Source organism: Sphingobacterium spiritivorum (assembly GCF_016724845.1).
Classification (GTDB): domain Bacteria; phylum Bacteroidota; class Bacteroidia; order Sphingobacteriales; family Sphingobacteriaceae; genus Sphingobacterium; species Sphingobacterium spiritivorum_A.
In genome coordinates, this window is sequence record NZ_CP068082.1 from 4,943,079 (window position 1) to 4,959,309 (window position 16,231).

At 41.3% G+C, this 16,231-nt stretch carries 12 protein-coding genes; 5 read left to right on the forward strand and 7 right to left on the reverse strand.

Annotation, left to right across the window (positions count from 1 at the left end):
- Window positions 1-74 precede the first annotated feature (74 nt).
- Entirely contained in the window at window positions 75-1,289 is a 1,215-nt protein-coding gene (locus tag I6J03_RS21185) for an MFS transporter (RefSeq protein WP_003006009.1), read from the forward strand.
- A gap of 33 nt (window positions 1,290-1,322) precedes the next feature.
- On the opposite strand, the gene recR is transcribed toward I6J03_RS21185, so the two are convergent.
- The 3 genes from recR to I6J03_RS21200 all read right to left on the reverse strand — a co-directional run bounded on the left by recR (window position 1,323) and on the right by I6J03_RS21200 (window position 5,413).
- Complete coding sequence (gene recR, locus I6J03_RS21190; RefSeq protein ID WP_003006012.1) at window positions 1,323-1,937, reverse strand: recombination mediator RecR; 615 nt, start codon at window positions 1,935-1,937, stop codon at window positions 1,323-1,325.
- 92 nt (window positions 1,938-2,029) lie between these two features.
- Window positions 2,030-2,782 (reverse strand): hypothetical protein, encoded by a 753-nt coding sequence (locus I6J03_RS21195; protein WP_003006015.1) that lies wholly within the window; start codon window positions 2,780-2,782, stop codon window positions 2,030-2,032.
- Window positions 2,783-2,986: 204 nt separating this feature from the next.
- Window positions 2,987-5,413: a TonB-dependent receptor gene (locus I6J03_RS21200; protein WP_003006018.1), complete on the reverse strand. Its 2,427-nt coding sequence runs from the start codon at window positions 5,411-5,413 to the stop codon at window positions 2,987-2,989.
- Between the two features lie 283 nt (window positions 5,414-5,696).
- Between I6J03_RS21200 and I6J03_RS21205 the strand changes: the two genes are divergently transcribed.
- On the forward strand, window positions 5,697-6,071 hold the full coding sequence (locus I6J03_RS21205) for a MauE/DoxX family redox-associated membrane protein (RefSeq protein ID WP_003006020.1): 375 nt from the start codon (window positions 5,697-5,699) through the stop codon (window positions 6,069-6,071).
- 144 nt (window positions 6,072-6,215) lie between these two features.
- On the opposite strand, the gene I6J03_RS21210 is transcribed toward I6J03_RS21205, so the two are convergent.
- Together I6J03_RS21210 and I6J03_RS21215 are read right to left on the reverse strand one after the other, a co-directional pair.
- Window positions 6,216-7,229 (reverse strand): cytochrome d ubiquinol oxidase subunit II, encoded by a 1,014-nt coding sequence (locus I6J03_RS21210; protein WP_003006026.1) that lies wholly within the window; start codon window positions 7,227-7,229, stop codon window positions 6,216-6,218.
- Window positions 7,230-7,233: 4 nt separating this feature from the next.
- Window positions 7,234-8,607, reverse strand: a complete 1,374-nt coding sequence (locus I6J03_RS21215; RefSeq protein ID WP_003006028.1) for a cytochrome ubiquinol oxidase subunit I — start codon at window positions 8,605-8,607, stop codon at window positions 7,234-7,236.
- Between the two features lie 199 nt (window positions 8,608-8,806).
- Between I6J03_RS21215 and I6J03_RS21220 the strand changes: the two genes are divergently transcribed.
- From I6J03_RS21220 to I6J03_RS21230, 3 genes are all read left to right on the forward strand, one after another.
- Complete coding sequence (locus I6J03_RS21220; protein ID WP_003006031.1) at window positions 8,807-9,199, forward strand: hypothetical protein; 393 nt, start codon at window positions 8,807-8,809, stop codon at window positions 9,197-9,199.
- Between the two features lie 214 nt (window positions 9,200-9,413).
- Window positions 9,414-11,555, forward strand: coding sequence for a TonB-dependent siderophore receptor (locus I6J03_RS21225; protein ID WP_201693965.1), 2,142 nt, complete (start codon window positions 9,414-9,416; stop codon window positions 11,553-11,555).
- A gap of 1 nt (window position 11,556) precedes the next feature.
- Complete coding sequence (locus I6J03_RS21230; RefSeq protein WP_003006040.1) at window positions 11,557-12,702, forward strand: PepSY-associated TM helix domain-containing protein; 1,146 nt, start codon at window positions 11,557-11,559, stop codon at window positions 12,700-12,702.
- Window positions 12,703-12,768: 66 nt separating this feature from the next.
- On the opposite strand, the gene I6J03_RS21235 is transcribed toward I6J03_RS21230, so the two are convergent.
- Together I6J03_RS21235 and I6J03_RS21240 are read right to left on the reverse strand one after the other, a co-directional pair.
- Complete coding sequence (locus tag I6J03_RS21235; protein WP_003006043.1) at window positions 12,769-14,661, reverse strand: alkaline phosphatase; 1,893 nt, start codon at window positions 14,659-14,661, stop codon at window positions 12,769-12,771.
- Between the two features lie 24 nt (window positions 14,662-14,685).
- A complete protein-coding gene (locus I6J03_RS21240) occupies window positions 14,686-16,218 on the reverse strand; it encodes a RagB/SusD family nutrient uptake outer membrane protein (RefSeq protein WP_003006045.1) in 1,533 nt (510 codons plus the stop codon).
- Window positions 16,219-16,231: the final 13 nt, after the last annotated feature.

Here is a 16,231-nt window from a genome sequence, read left to right on the forward strand (position 1 = left end):
TGACTACCTCTGAAATTATCATTTACATCCTTTTACGGATAAAATGAACTGACAGAAACTACAACATTTATCTCATGAAAAGAATTATACAAATATATATCAAATCTTACAGCGGACTTTCTCCGGCAGCCTGGCTTCTCGCCTTAGTTATGCTGATCAACAGGATGGGCTCTATGGTGATACCATTTTTGGGCATGTATATGACCAAACAGCTTGGCTTTGACATCTCCCACGTAGGTATTGTATTAACCTGCTATGGCTGCGGATCAGTAGCCGGATCCTGGCTAGGCGGATGGCTTACAGACAGAATAGGGAATTTCAAAGTGCAGTCTATCAGCCTGATTATGACCGCTCCTCTCTTTTTACTTATGCCTATGTTCAGGACTTTTGAATCAATGGCGGCAATTGTATTTGTACTCAGTCTGGTGGCAGATACTTTCAGACCGGCAAACTCAGTATCAGTGGCACGCTATGCCAAACCGGAAAACCTGACAAAGGCTTATTCACTCAACAGAATGGCTGTTAACCTGGGGTTTTCTATTGGCCCTGCGTTGGGAGGTTTTCTTGCTGCATTTTCCTACAACTGGATTTTCTATGGAAACGCTATCGCGGTAGCTATAGCAGCAGTTGTTTTCCTTTACTTTTTCTATAATAAAAAAGGAAATAAAATAATTAAAAAATCAGAAAAGGAATTACAAACAGAAGTGAAAGACAGGAACCCATATACAGATGGACCATTTATACTTTTTTCAATTCTATGTTGTCTGTTTTCAATGGCCTTTTTTCAACTGATCAGTACGCTACCGCTTTTCTATCAGGATGTGCATCATATGAGTGAACGTGAAATCGGTATGATACTCGGCTTCAGCGGATTTGTAATTGTCGTATTTGAAATGCTGCTGGTTCATATTGTTGAACATCGGGCCACCATTACACGAATACTTTTTTACGGAACATTATGTGCGGGTCTATCCTATCTCATGCTCAATTTTAATTTTGGAATAGCCTGGCTGTACATTGCTATGTTTATGCTCTCTCTCGGAGAAATGCTTACACTACCATTTATGGCTACCGTTACCGCCCTGCGTTCTACGCGCAATACACAGGGAGCTTATATGGGTATGAATTCTATTGCTTTTGCATCTTCCAATATCTTTGGTCCGTTTCTCGGGACCAAGACGGTTGCACTCTGGGGATATCAGACCTTATGGTATATCGATGCGGCTATATTGGTACTGGTAGCCTTTGGTTTTATCTGGGCTTTGAAAAGATTGGGATTAAATCAATAAGACCAGGTCAGACCCGGTCTTATTGATTTAAAATTATCCTATATTACGCTCATAGGGAACTCTTGTAGCAATTGAGCGCCCCAGTGTAATTTCATCTACATATTCCAGTTCGCCACCAAATGCAATACCTCTGGCAATGGTGCTGATCTGAATATCAAATTCTTTTAATTTACGGTAAAGGTAGAAGATCGTAGTATCTCCTTCCATGGTAGCACTTAATGCCAGAATTACTTCTTTCACATGACCTGCACGAAGGCGCTGTACAAGTCCTTCTATTTTGAGATCTGAAGGACCAACACCATCCATAGGAGATATCAGGCCTCCCAATACATGATATACGCCCTGATACTGATTGGTATTCTCTATCGCCATGACATCTCTGGTATCTTCTACCACACAGATCAAAGATTTGTCGCGCTTAAGCGAACTACAGGTTTCGCAGATATCATGATCTGAAATATTAAAGCATTCCTTACAGTACTTGATCTGTTCTTTGAGTTGATTGAGTGCCCCTGTAAAGCGCAAAACTTCTCCATCAGATTGCTTCAACAGGTGCAAGACTAACCTTAATGCAGTCTTTTGTCCTATCCCCGGTAAACGCCCGAATTCATCTACTGCCTGCTGCAATAATTTTGAAGAAAATTCCATTTCGCAAAAATAAGAATAAGCATTCTTCTTTATCTAAATTATTGTACAAAAATACAGCAGAAGATAAATTACGAATTATCGAGAAGTCTGCCTTATTGATCGCCTTCTGCTGTAGTATGTGTACTATCAGGTGTAGATTCCATTTCCTCAGGAGTATCTCCGGATATATCATCTTCCGGTCCCATACGATCCATATCTTCTATTTCCTGCTGTGTATACTGGTAGTATGAGTTAAACTTCTTTGTATTTTTATCATATACCAATGCATACTTCGTATTTTCGTTTTTAATGATTAATCCGGCACAGGGGGCTGGTACAAGCTTAGCTTCATCCATGTATATTCTGGCTCCTGCCTTAAATGAATTAATAACCGGCAATTCATTTTCATAATCTTTTATTAGCAGACCTTCACCCTTATGATTGAATATTACCAGAGAACTGCTTTTGTAGTCATTTTTTTCGAACAATACAGCCATATCATCTTCGTTATCGTCATCTCCTGTAAAATTTCCGAAAGCATATACGTATTTCGCTCTGTCAGCGATTTTGGTTAAGAACTCCGTTCCGTCCAGATAATTATTATATTCTAAAAAATTATAAATAAAGGCTTTATAGTTATCAGGAATATTATCATATTCTGAAACAGAAAAAATAGAATTTATCGCCTCCTGTCTTTCTGCATTATTTTCGTCTAAGGATTGGCCACCATTTTTATACACTACAAAGTAGTATCCGCCTGCACTTAATAAAAGTAGGCTTAAAATAGTCAGCGTAATGTACAACCCTTTCTTACTTTTTGCGGCAGGTTGGTTCTCTCCTTCCGGTTGTTCTATTGTTCTCTCCATATTTTACTGTTAAAAAACATACTCTGATTCCTGTATCTTCTGAAAACGTTTATTGATACAATAACCATAAGCTTGTTTTAGGTTAATCGTGTTTAAGGCTTAAAAATATTTATTTTGCTGCAGATACAAAAATTATCATATCGATATTTAATAAAAAATGCGAAACAAATCTGCTTCGCATTTAAGTATTAAGTAGTTATATTTCTAAAAGTCGAACGTATAATTGATAGAGAAGGTTCTTCCTCTTCCCTGATAATAAAACAGATCATCCAGTTTATAAGTAGAATACAGGATCTGCGATCGTTTGCTCCAAATAGTCTGATAAGTGGTATTGAATAAGTTTTGTACCCCAACATTCACTTTTCCGTAAGGAAGCTTATACCCCACAAAAAGATCTGATGTATTATAAGCCTTTATTTCATTATTCAATTCATCTTTCAATTTCATATTTTGCAAACTCTGGAAACGGAAGTTCCAGTTTTTGATGTTGTATCCGGTGTAAGCCACAAGTTTGGAAGGACTGGCGTTATATACTTCTTGCTTCTTCCAATCATTTTCCACCTCGACTTCCGAACGGATCAGTAATGCACTTGCTCCTATATAAAAACCATCATGTGTATACGACAATTCTGCTTCTATACCTGTATTGCGCAGGTTTTGTTCATTGACAACAACCTGAAAATTAGTCCGGTCCACAGACATTACTTTATCAGATTTGCTGATAAATCCGGACACCTGTCCTTTAATACCTGCATAATTGATACGGTACCCCAACTCGAACTGATTTGTTTTGATTCCCTGCAACGGTGAATCTTTTACATTCAGACTGGAAGTGATGTCCCAGTTATTAGTCGTGGCATTAAGACTGTATGTACCATATCCGTAAAACTTTGCCGGATCGGCCAGTGCCACACCTTCTGAATAGGTAAACCAGGCCTGATGATTACTATTTGGCTTTAGCAATAAACCTGCATTGACCAACGTCATATCATATGAACTCTTTCCGCCCGGAATAGCTGACGCTGAATTTCCATAACCAAATGCTACCTGAGTCTGCTGAACGGAACCTACAAAGTCTTTAACCGTAATATCCGTATTTTGATAACGCAGACCTGCAGTAAGCTTCAGCATATCGATAATAGAATATTCTCCCTGAAAGTATCCGGCTATACTTGTAGATCGATTGGTGGGATATCTACCTAAAGTATAGATAGTTTCATTGACCAATCCTCCGGATTCAAATGATTTGGTGATATCATATACATTTTGGGTAGCTTCGAACTTTTCAAAGTCTACATCCAGTCCATAGGTGATATTGACCTTATCCCAACTTTTGGACAATAGAGCTTTCAATCCGGTATAATACGTATTCTGACGAGATGAAGACATGTAAGGAGTAACACCTGTCGCTAACCTTAATGTGCCCGGGAAAGGATAAAAATCCAGCTTTTCTGATCGCGCGGCTACCTGCACATACAGATCCTGCCCGCCAAGTAGTTGTGAACTATGATAATTTGCTGTTCCCATTAAGCGTACAGTACCGGGATTTACAGTAGATTTAAACCCGTCTCTCATTTCAAGTAATTCTCCTTTTCCGGTAGTAAAAGCACTCAGGTTATCACCTAAGAAAAGACTTCTTTTGCCATTAAATTTAGAATTATAATACTGACCGGATACAGTGATCTTATGATTCGGATGGATCTGATAACCTGCAGTTCCCAATAAATCTACACTTCTGTTGTACTGTAAATCCGTTTGTGTAATATCCGTAAAAATCTGTTCATTATCAGCCCCGTAGGTAGCCCCGTTCTGCTGATACGCTACTGCCAGACGACCTTCTAATTTCTCTCCTCTACCTTGTAACGATTGAGCCAAACGATAATCATGATCATTTGAATGTCTCAGACCAGCTCTTACACCGATTTCGGAAGTACCTCCCAATCCGTCTTTATTGGCTCTTCGGGTTATTATATTGATAATACCTCCTGTAGCATTTCCACCATAGATAGAACTTGCTCCAGAAAGAATCTCAATCCGTTCGATATTGAAAGGGTCTATTGCATCCAGTTGACGACTGATAGAGCGTATACTATTTAATGATACACCATCGATCATGACCAGTGCAGCCCTACCTCTCATATTCTGACCGTAATTAGTTCTTCCCTGCGGACCGATATCCATACCCGGTGCAAGGATTGCCAGCATTTCTTTTAGTGGCACTCCGTTTTTCGCCTGTTGTTCGATCTGTTCACGATTGAAGACCCAGACTGTACCTGCTATATCTGAAATACTGACAGGTTTTCTGGATGCTACCACTACTACATCTTCTAGTTGATTGGAAGCATCAATAGTGAAATCCAGTTCTCTGAGATCTCCCTGTTGCAGATAAACCTCCGATACCCGACTCTGTTTATTCAGATAAGATGTCTTCACCTGATAACTTCCGGGATTAAGTTTTATAGAGAATGCTCCGTTTTCATCAGATTGTCCCAGAGTTTTACCCGATATCAGAATACTCGCGCCCTTGATTTTCTCTCCGGAAGCATTGTAGACAGTCCCCTTTAGTGTCTGCGCCTGTACATATCCGGCCAATAAGAATAAGCCGCAAGCGATCAGATAACTCTTTTTCATAGTTTATAGTATCTAATAATTTATATTTTCAGCGCAAATATAAATTAGAATTGATCTAAATAAAGAAAAAAGATAAAAAAAATATTACGTCAACAAATTATATATAAATAAGCCACTATCACAGCTGTATAGATCAAGCAAGCATTGATGTGCATATGAGCCTTCGCTTTATATACTTATTCATATACTTATGTATTTTAAATCATTAAAACACTATAGGCAATATCTTGTTTGATCATTATATTTGATCAGGAAAACCAATTGCACACAAAAATTTAAAATCATGAAAATCGTTAAATTCATCCTCTCCCTTCTGTTTGGATTGATGTTTATCAATGCCGGGCTTAACAAATTTCTAAACTATATGCCTATGCCCGAACTGACAGCAGAACAAATGAAGCTATTCGGAGCCATGGCAGAGATCAGGTACCTTATGCCTTTGGTAGGTGCTATAGAACTGATAGGCGGGTTGCTGTTTATCTTCCCAAAAACAAGAGCGTTAGGAGCTATTGTAATTTTTCCAATTATGGTTGGTATTATTCTTCATAATGCCATTTTCGAACCATCCGGGTTAATGATTGCTCTTCCATTTTTTGCTATTAATCTGTGGATGATAGCTGATAACTGGAATAAATATAAACCTATGGTTTGTAGTTAAGATTCAGCAGATTATCAGGCAAATATTGTTTGCCTGATAATTTCAATGAAATATCTGACTCCCGCTCAATTGCCATTCACGGTATACACATTCTCAAAAGTGCACTAAAATGGATAACAAATAAAATAATCAATTATAAACTGATCAATAAGTCTTTATAGATTTACGGCTAAAGGAATACATAAGATAAAACAGAGTAGGTAATATAAAAATGCTTCCCAGCAACAATGCCCAAGCCAGAGAACTGATTGCTCCCTCTGCTCCGGCATGCTCAACCAAGGAAAGATGTTGCCCGTTTTTCAATAATATAAGATTAGGATAATGTCTATACGTCGCAGCAAACAAGATCATGACCACCTGAAAGCCTGCAAGTACACGCATAAGGGAAATAGATTCGTTACGAAAACTAATAAATAACCATATTACAGAACAGGAAGCAAGAAAGATCGCTATCTGCCCCCAGATATCACCCAGTACCCAGTTGAGCAAAGGGATATGTGAGTAATACGCCGCAGCAAATACCAAAACACCACAGCCCATCACCACAAACACAAATAACTTTGCCAATCTGATCATTAATCTTCTGTCTTCCTTTTGTTCTACCTGTCCGATAGCAAAGATAGAGGCCAGATAACCGCATATTGCAACTGTAAATAAGCCCACAGCAATACCAAACCAGTTCAACCAGCTGCTGATATAGGCTGTATAAAAATCTGTTGCCTGTGTGTCAATATGGCTTGAAACTGTAGACGCAGCTATAATACCAAGGAAAAAAGGAGTAATCAGACTCGAAATGGTAAAAATCCTGAAGTAAAGAGTTTGCATACTGTCTTCCACAGCGTCGTAGTTACGAAAGGTAAATGCTGTCCCTCTGGCGATAATGCCAATGAGCATCATAAGCAAGGGCAGGTGCATATAGATAGACATGGTCGTATAAATCTCCGGAAAGCCTACAAAAAGGATAACAATGGCAATAATAAGCCACATATGATTGGCTTCCCATATGGGACCTATGGCTTTATACATAAGATTACGCACGCGGGGGCGGGTTTCTTTGCCAGAGATCAACTCTACAATACCAGCACCAAAATCGGCACCACCCAGAATAAGATACAGACAGATGGCGGCCCACAGATAAGCAATGACAACGTATAGCATGATATTACTTTTTTAGTTTAAAATTAGGGTCTGTAGGATCGTACAGATAACCTACCATTGTAATCTGTCTGTACAAAAGATAGATGACTGCTACAGAAAGTGATACAAAGACAGCCGTAAATACATAAAAGGAATATGCAATACCAGGCATTGGTGTCACCGCATCTATAGTACGCATAATACCATATATAATCCAGGGCTGGCGTCCGACTTCTGTCACCACCCATCCCGCTTCCAACGCAATATAACCCAGTGGTATAGCGATCACAAACAATCTGAATAACCAGGTGCTTTTCAGCCAGCTTTTTTTCTTGAATAATGCAATAAAATAGAGTATGGAAAGCAGCACCAGCAACATTCCCAATCCGATCATAATCTGAAAAGCATAATGGGTGATCGCTACGGGCGGCCATTCATCGCGCGGAATATCATGGAGTCCGGTGACCGGTTTATCAATATCTCCATAAGCCAGAAAACTCAGGAGGCCCGGCACTTTTATCCCGTATTTTACAGTCCCATTCTCTTCATCGGGGATTCCCCCTATCAAAAAAGAAGCTCTGGCCTCCGTTTCAAAATGAGCTTCCATCGCTGCTAACTTAGCCGGCTGACGTTTTCCTACATCTTTTGCAGAGATATCTCCGCTGATAGGCTGCAGCAGTGCAGCGATACAGGCTGCCAATGCCGATATACGAAAAGCTGCCGTGTGAAAGGACACATTTTTCTTTTTGATAATCATAAGCGCATGCACACCAGCCACCGCAAAGCCTGTAGCAACGAATGCTGCCAACATCATATGCAGAGCCTGCGAGAACCAGGCATCATTGAACATCGCCTGAATGGGATCAATATTAATATATTTGCCATCTACATAATCAAAGCCCGCAGGACTGTTCATCCACGCATTAGCAGCGACAACCAATATACCGGAGGCAATACCGCTGATACCGACCACCAGTCCTGTCGCCCAGTGAAACCACCTATTGAACCGGTTCCACCCGTAAAGAAAAAATCCTAAAGCTATAGCCTCTATAAAAAATGCTGTTCCTTCCAGGGAAAAAGGCATACCAAAGATGGGTCCTGCATGCTTCATAAATCCAGGCCAAAGCAGCCCCAGTTCAAAGGAAAGCATCGTACCGGACACAGCTCCTGTAGCAAAGAGTATAGCTACTCCTCTGCTCCAGGCTTTGGTAAGACCTTTATATATCTCATTTCCGGTCTTTAAATACAAATAATGGGCAATACACATAAAGAAAGGCATGACCATCCCGACACAGGCAAAAATAATATGAAACCCCAGCGACATAGCCATCTGCGAGCGTGCAGCAATAAAATCATCCATAGTAGAGAGAAAATTAAGAATGACACCAAAATAAAGCATCAGTAATTGACAAAAAGAAATAATAAATAATTCCTCTAAGAATAAACCAGCACCTTTTTATCCTGCAATTCTGACCTTTACAAGGTAAACATTCCGAAGCATTAAACCCAATTTTTTGATATTATATTTGTACGAATTTGTACAAAGGAGTCATTTTTTTGTCTATGGAAATATTTTTTGTTATACCTTTGCAGCACGCATGAAAAAAGGAAGATTAAAACTCGTTTCCGTTATACTGGCACTGGTTGTATTGGTACAGCCTTTCAGTAGAATGGCAGTTTTTATTTCTTTCAAAATAAATCAGGATTATATCTCCCGGGTTCTTTGTGAAAACAGAGATAAACCCGAACTGAGCTGCCACGGGCAATGTGTATTGATGAAAAAAATCAAAAAACTGGAAGAGAAAGAGCATAATCAGGATATGCAGATTATCAAACAGCTAAATGAACTCATCTATACACAGATGACATTTGACTGGTCTCCTGCTCCCCTTATTATTCAGGCAACAGATACCAGACAGTATATAACCGACACACCGCATATATCTTCCGCATATGCTCTTTCGCTTTTCAAACCTCCACGTATATCGTAATTGCTTATTACTTCATGATTCCAGGCTACATAAGCCCCGGTTGCGACACCGTCCCTGTTCAGGATATTATTTTATCCGGAATATACTGTAGTATTACCGAGTAAAAAGATATGTACCTAAATACCGGATCAAGGTACCGGATCATACCCCTTCGCATACATACTGCTCTGTCACAGACGCAGATGCAGGATCATTATTACATTACGATATTACTATGTCTAACTCTACTTTATCTATACTTTTCGCTATCCTGATCTATGCAGGTAGTCACCCCGGCGTTGTACACGCACAATCCGCAGACACTGTCCGAAGACTCGAAGAAGTCGTTATTAATACAGAACACAAAAAATATAAAACAGATACTGTCAGCACCATCACCCGCACACAGACACCTCTGTTGCAGACGCCCCAGTCTATTCAGGTAATCAGCCAGCAAACAATTCTCGATCTGCAGGCATCGACCCTCAATGAACTTTCTTCTGTCATGACAGGAGTCAAGGCCAATAGCGGAATGGGCTCTTTCAGTATGCGCGGATTTACTGGCTATTATCCTTTCGGATCGGGTTTTATTACGTTTAACGGTGTCCGCGGCAACCTCTATCTATGGAGTCAGCAACCCTTGTTGTATAATGTACAGCAGGTAGAAGTGCTGCGCGGACCTGCAGCAGTCTTGTTTAGTGAAGGCGCACCGGGAGGTGTCATCAACTTTACGACTAAAAAACCATTGTCAGCAAAGCAGTTACAGCTGACAGCTTCATATGGCAGCTGGAATTCCAAACGATTCTCTGCAGATATGACCGGGCCACTGAGCAAAGACCGTAAATGGCTATACAGAGCAATAGCGGGATATGATCAGGGAAATAGCTTCCGCGATTATCAGGATGTGCGCAATCTGTTACTGGCCCCTTCGCTTACCTATCTCATTAATGATAAAAGCAAACTGGATCTGGAAGTCAATTATGCTTACGCTAAAGCTGTACAGCAATATGACAGAGGCACTTATGTATACACCAGGCCGGACGGCAGTTTTGACTTTAATTATTATCCGGACAATCTGACGATACAAAGCCCAAGTGATTATGGCAAAACGCATAACACATCCGTTACGCTGACCTACGAAAACAAATTATCCAAAGATCTCAGATTATCAGTTATACAGCGTTATATCCGAAGCAAATTTGATTATACAGATCACATTGTAAGCGGGATCATCCGCAATGATTCCATCAGCAGAGGATATCAGGACTGGCTATACGATCAATACAACTGGCAGACTACTGGTTTTCTGGAATACAAAATCAAAACAGGTGCCCTGGAGCATCAGGTATTAGGCGGTGTAGATTATAACAATTACGGCTGGTACAAGAATGATTACAGAAATTCAGCGGCGACACGTATCAGTATTTTTAATCCGGATTATAGTCTCGATCCTCCCGCAGCCAATCCCGAAAAAGATTATTATGATGACAACAAACAGCGTATCAGCTTAATTGGCTCCTATATACAGGATCAGATCAGTTATAAAAATTTAACGCTCTTACTGTCTATGCGATATGATTCTTATGACTTAGTCCGAACTCCCCTTTCGGCACGTGACAGTGAGCAGGGAAATCAATCTAAGACCGATGCATGGATACCCCGGGTAGGTCTGGTCTATGCTATACAAAAAAACCTTACTGTCTACGGAAGTTATACCAAATCCTTCACTCCTCAGAACTCTAATAGTGTCAAAAACGGAGGTCCATTTCCGCCGCGTATTGCTACACAATATGAAGTCGGAGCTAAAAGCTCAGTCTGGCAGGATCGCATCTCTCTGATGTTAGCTGCTTACAACATAGACTATACGAATATTCTGGCTGCAGCGCCAACGGATGATAACCCTAATCATCAGGTTGCTATCGATGGAACACGGAGTAAAGGAATAGAAGCTACAGTACAGGGAAGTATACAGAATTTCAGTGTTATTGCCGGATACGCATACAACGATCATGTGCTTACGGCAGACAATACACTCGGAACAAAAGGAAGTCGTTTTCAGAATGCACCAAAGCATCTGGCTAATCTGTGGTTAAAGTATAATGTACCATCAGGCATGGCGAAAGGCCTGGGAGTCGGTCTAGGTGGCCGCTATATGAGTGATCAGCTGGGATTCCAGTCTAATCCCAAATTTATAATCCCTTCATCTAAGGTGTATGATGCGATGATCAATTATGACAGAAACAACTGGGGGCTACAGCTCAACTTTTACAATATCAGCAATGAACGGTATTTTATAGGCGGAAACTCGAGAACTGTAACCGCTTCCCTTGGAAATCCGTTTAATTTCAGAATCGGCATGAACTATACCATTAGATAATATGGCATCTTCCACTAAAATATGGAGACAGTTGTTCCGGTTACATAGCCTTGCCGGATTGATTACAGGAATCTTTTTGCTCCTGTTGGGTATCAGCGGATCTGCTTTGGTATTTATGGAGGAAATAGATGCCATGCTCAACAGGGATATCCTGCGTGTAGAAAAAAAGGAACAAACACTTCCCTTGAATAAGTTGTATGCTATTGCTACATCACAATATCCGAATCTGGGCGGAATTGGTTGGACCAATCCTGAAGCCGATCCGGATGAAGCGTCCAACTTCAGGTTATATCTTAATGATGGAAAAGTATACACCTATGATCTGGCTATTCTGACAATCAATCCTTATACGGGTGCACTGATCAGATCAGGCCGGTACGACGATCTTCATTCCGGCATCATGCAATGGCTGTTTCAGTTTCACTTTTCCTTTCATCTGGGTATGCCAGGCGCACTGCTCACTGCCATTCTGGGCATCACCATGCTTGTTTCCTGCATCACAGGACTGATTGTATACCGGAAACAGCTCTGGAAAGTGATTACATTCCGGGTACGGATCGACTGGAAAAAGCGCAGGCGGCTTACTTCAGATCTGCACCGTATTATTGGTGTATGGGCATTGCTGTTTAATCTTATTATTTTCTTTACCGGATTCTGGATGAATCTGTTTGCCTTTCAACCCGAAAGCTGGAAGAAAAAGATGATAGAAAATCCTGTACATAACAGTGGATTATTGCCTATGGATGATTTGCTACAGGTTGCGAAACATGCCATGCCTCAATTAGCAATAGAACATATCTATATGCCTGCACAGGAAGGGCAATTATTCAGAGTCAGCGGTTCACTCCCCGGAGACAGCAAATTATTTGGGAACAGTTCCATAGCAATCAATCCGTTGACAGGCGGCATTGAAAGAAAGACTATACAACAGGAATTATCTTTTTCAAAAAAACTGGAGGCCGCTATACAACCTTTACATGTCGGATCATATGGCGGTTATCCTATCAAATTTTTATATATTCTCATCGGATTGACTCCGGGAATATTATCAGTCACCGGATACCTACTCTATCTCAAACGAACAAAAGGAAAGGTGAAAAAAGAAGCTGTAGCTGTACCTGAGCAAACAAAAAGGCGCTGTCATTAGAGACAGCACCTTTTTGTAATAATCGTTATTATTGATATCGTCTAACAGGTAAACAGATCCATACGATTACTTGACAGCCTGCAATATCCGGTGAAAGATTTCAGTATTAGGATAATAACCTGTAAACTTATCTGATTGCGGACCATATATAAATACGGGAACCGGAATACTGGTATGATCATTACTGCTGAAATTTCCGCGTGCATAGCCTTTTTTCTCATCACTATCCAGCAAGGTAAGCCCGCCGGTTTCATGATCTGCAGTAACGATGACCAGCGTATGTCCATCCTGATCTGCATAGCGCAGCGCCTCACCTACAGTCTGATCAAAATCCAGTGTTTCTGTAATGACATACGGCAGATCATTTGCGTGTCCGCCATAATCAATCTGTGCCCCTTCAGCCATAATAAAGAATCGCTCATGCTGTTTGTCCAATATGCTTAAACTCTCTTTCAGCAATTCCTTTAATACTGCTTGGCGCCCATTCTTAACCGGCCTGGTATAGGCCGCATCCAGAAATACAATCTGTCTTTTACCATCCTTTGCCAATTGCGGTGTATGTCCGTAAGTAATCCCTTTTTGCTGCATAACTGTACGATATTGTGCAGCCTCATCTCCTTTGAACCATCCGGGGGTACCTCCTGCCAGTATATCAAAAGAGGCTTGTAATGCCTGTCTTGCTATGGCGCGGGAGGAATCCCGCTCTGCAGCATGTGCATAGAATACAGCAGGTGTGGCATCCGTCAGGTCACCTGTAGATAATATAGCAGATCCCCAGCCCATTTTATTCAGACTGTCTGCCAGACTGATCATCGGATTTCCTTCTGCATCTACAGCTATGCTTCGGTTATTTGTTTTATGACCTGTAGCGATAGCTGAACCTCCGGCCGCTGAATCCGTATTGTCTGAATTAGCAGCTTCAGTACGCGAAAGACCGATCTTATGCATAGCCGACATGTGTAGCGCTCCGTAGTTGGCTGCCATTGCAGCTTTCACCTGAGCCAGTCCCATTCCATCACCGATCAGGAGAATCACTTTCCGGATATCACGGTCAGTCCCGTCACTCTGATAAGTCGGCATATATATGCTTTGTGGTTCCGCCTGACGGAACTGCTCATATGGAAGACGATCGATAAACCGGGCCAAAGCTTCCGGCTGATCTGTATTGATCCAATAAACGCCTAATTTATGAAGTTCCTGCCAGGTATTGGGGCTGTCATGGTTTCCCCAAAACCGAAAAGGAATATGCTGTTGTTTAGCCACCGCTACGGCAGCTTTGATCTTTTCCTTATCCGCCGGTACAGGAGTACCTTTACCGTTCCAGTTGGTATATGCTTTGAGGTCGGCGCTCAACATCGCAATCCGTTTCCATTGATCTGCTGTATAAGGCTGTCCTACCAGTCCGTCAAAAGATATCCATTGCGGATACTTTTTGAAATCAGATGGTGCCGGACGATCTCCGCTGATTACAATTTTTACGGCATCCGGATTTTTGCTCCTATCTGCCAGTTCTGGGCGTGAAGAAAGCAATCTGATCAGTGCATCCAGGACAACTACATGATCTTCTTTGATATCGATCATCAGTTGCAACTTTTTACGGCGATCCTTAAAGACATGGCCGCCATTCTCTTTCATCACTTTAGCTATAGGTGACAAATAAACAGATTCCAGCGTCTTATCCTTTTTAATTTCACTTTTATCATGAGCAACATACAAGACACCATCTCTCAAAAATACATCAGCCTCTATAGATTCCATTCCGGCATAGTATGCTTTGTAAAAAGGGATATCCTGCGCATAGTCATTGTGACTGTGCCCCTTAATCTGCAGATCTGAAGAGACTGAAGCTCCTTTAAACATGAGGCTATCCAGCAGATTGCTCTGCTGCTGCCCGAAACTATAGAGGTGCGTTAACATTAACGCACCCCATATGATTACTTTTACTGTTTTTATTATCATTCTGTTTTACTTTAGAACTGATTTCTACCAGCCTTCATTTTGTTTGATTACCCCTCTGCTGTTATCAATTTCACGCTGAGGCACCAGCCACACATGGTGAATCTTCGGGTCAAACTTTCTTGCGGCCCAGATTACTTTACCTTTTGAATCATGCAACGCTTTTGCGTAGGTAGCCGCTGCATCTCCCCAGCGGATCAGGTCACGGTGACGATCCGCAAATTCTCCGGCAAGTTCACAACGGCGTTGGTTTTTCAATTCCGCCATGTCAAGTCCTGTTTTTGGCGTTAAACCTGCCCGTCTGCGAATCATATTGAGCTGTGTATCTCCTGCTCCGTTTCCTCGCAGATTGATTGCAGCTTCTGCTTTGATCAGCAGAATTTCCGCATATCTCATTAAAGGCACATTGAGCGAAGTCGAATTATGGTCACCATTAGGACTCACATAAGTACCTATAGGATTGGCATGAGAGAAGGGCTCCATATACTTATTAAACTGATAGTCGGACAATGCAGCACTTGGAGGAGCAAAAGTAGTCTCTACGCCGAAATACATAAATTTATCTCCCGGCTTCAGGATCGTAGCTTCTCTGCGGATATCTCCTGTCTCATAGGCATCATACAATTCTTTTGTCGGAAGATAATAGCCCCAGCCATTGTATTTTCCCCAGCCACCATTCGTTAGCATTACGCCTGGCAGAATACTACCCCATCCGTCCGGTCCTGCAGCACTACTGGTCACAGACCAGATGTATTCAGTACCATAATTACGTGCAGTAGTGAATACATCTTTATAATTATCCTCTAACCTTCTTTTACCGAAATTAATAACGGAATCCGCATAAAGCTCTGCATTTGCATAATCCTTCATATATAAATAGGTTTTGGATAAATATCCCCAGGCAGCTACTTTATGTGCCCTGCCCTGATCTGCAGCAGCATAGGTATCAAAGAAAGGGAGCAAATCTGCGGCTTTCTTAAACTGATTGATGGCGTGCTTGTAGTTTTCAGTAATATTGGCAGCACGTGGTACCGCTTCTGTATGATCCATATTCTCCACTGTCACGATCGGTACTCCCATCCGGTCATCACCGTAGTTGGCAGCCAGTTCGTAGTTCATCACAGCACTGTTGAAATATGCTTCACCAAGTACCCGGTTTTTAATTGCCGCACTCATCTGGATAGCAGGAACATACCGGATAATATCATTTGCGCGCTTGATAATGATAAAACGATCTACCCAATTGTTTTCGGTATAAGATCCGCCGATATAGGCCCGGCTAAAGTTTTTCATATTATCCGCCTGTGCATTTGCTCTGCCGGTCACCATATCATCGCTGGCATTGATAAACCAGAACAATCCTCTTCCATAGAACGATTCGGACTGATCGTATAAGGCATACAGTGCATTACTGGCACTTATCGCATCAGCTTCTGTCTTCCAGAAATTAGCCTTTGTAGGAGCACCTTCAGGTACAATATCAAGTTGCTTATTACAAGCCGTGAATAAGGATACTGCCGAAAGACCAAGCAGCATTGTTTTCTTTATATTATTTTGCATGTGTTTGTTTCAA

Coding starts and splice junctions, on each gene's coding strand:
- I6J03_RS21185 (WP_003006009.1), top strand. CDS start 75: ATGAAAAGAATTATACAAATATATATCAAATCTTACAGCGGACTTTCT.
- I6J03_RS21225 (WP_201693965.1), top strand. CDS start 9,414: ATGTCTAACTCTACTTTATCTATACTTTTCGCTATCCTGATCTATGCA.
- I6J03_RS21195 (WP_003006015.1), bottom strand. CDS start 2,782: ATGGAGAGAACAATAGAACAACCGGAAGGAGAGAACCAACCTGCCGCA.
- recR (WP_003006012.1), bottom strand. CDS start 1,937: ATGGAATTTTCTTCAAAATTATTGCAGCAGGCAGTAGATGAATTCGGG.
- I6J03_RS21205 (WP_003006020.1), top strand. CDS start 5,697: ATGAAAATCGTTAAATTCATCCTCTCCCTTCTGTTTGGATTGATGTTT.
- I6J03_RS21230 (WP_003006040.1), top strand. CDS start 11,557: ATGGCATCTTCCACTAAAATATGGAGACAGTTGTTCCGGTTACATAGC.
- I6J03_RS21215 (WP_003006028.1), bottom strand. CDS start 8,607: ATGCTTTATTTTGGTGTCATTCTTAATTTTCTCTCTACTATGGATGAT.
- I6J03_RS21220 (WP_003006031.1), top strand. CDS start 8,807: ATGAAAAAAGGAAGATTAAAACTCGTTTCCGTTATACTGGCACTGGTT.
- I6J03_RS21200 (WP_003006018.1), bottom strand. CDS start 5,413: ATGAAAAAGAGTTATCTGATCGCTTGCGGCTTATTCTTATTGGCCGGA.
- I6J03_RS21235 (WP_003006043.1), bottom strand. CDS start 14,661: ATGATAATAAAAACAGTAAAAGTAATCATATGGGGTGCGTTAATGTTA.
- I6J03_RS21210 (WP_003006026.1), bottom strand. CDS start 7,229: ATGCTATACGTTGTCATTGCTTATCTGTGGGCCGCCATCTGTCTGTAT.
- I6J03_RS21240 (WP_003006045.1), bottom strand. CDS start 16,218: ATGCAAAATAATATAAAGAAAACAATGCTGCTTGGTCTTTCGGCAGTA.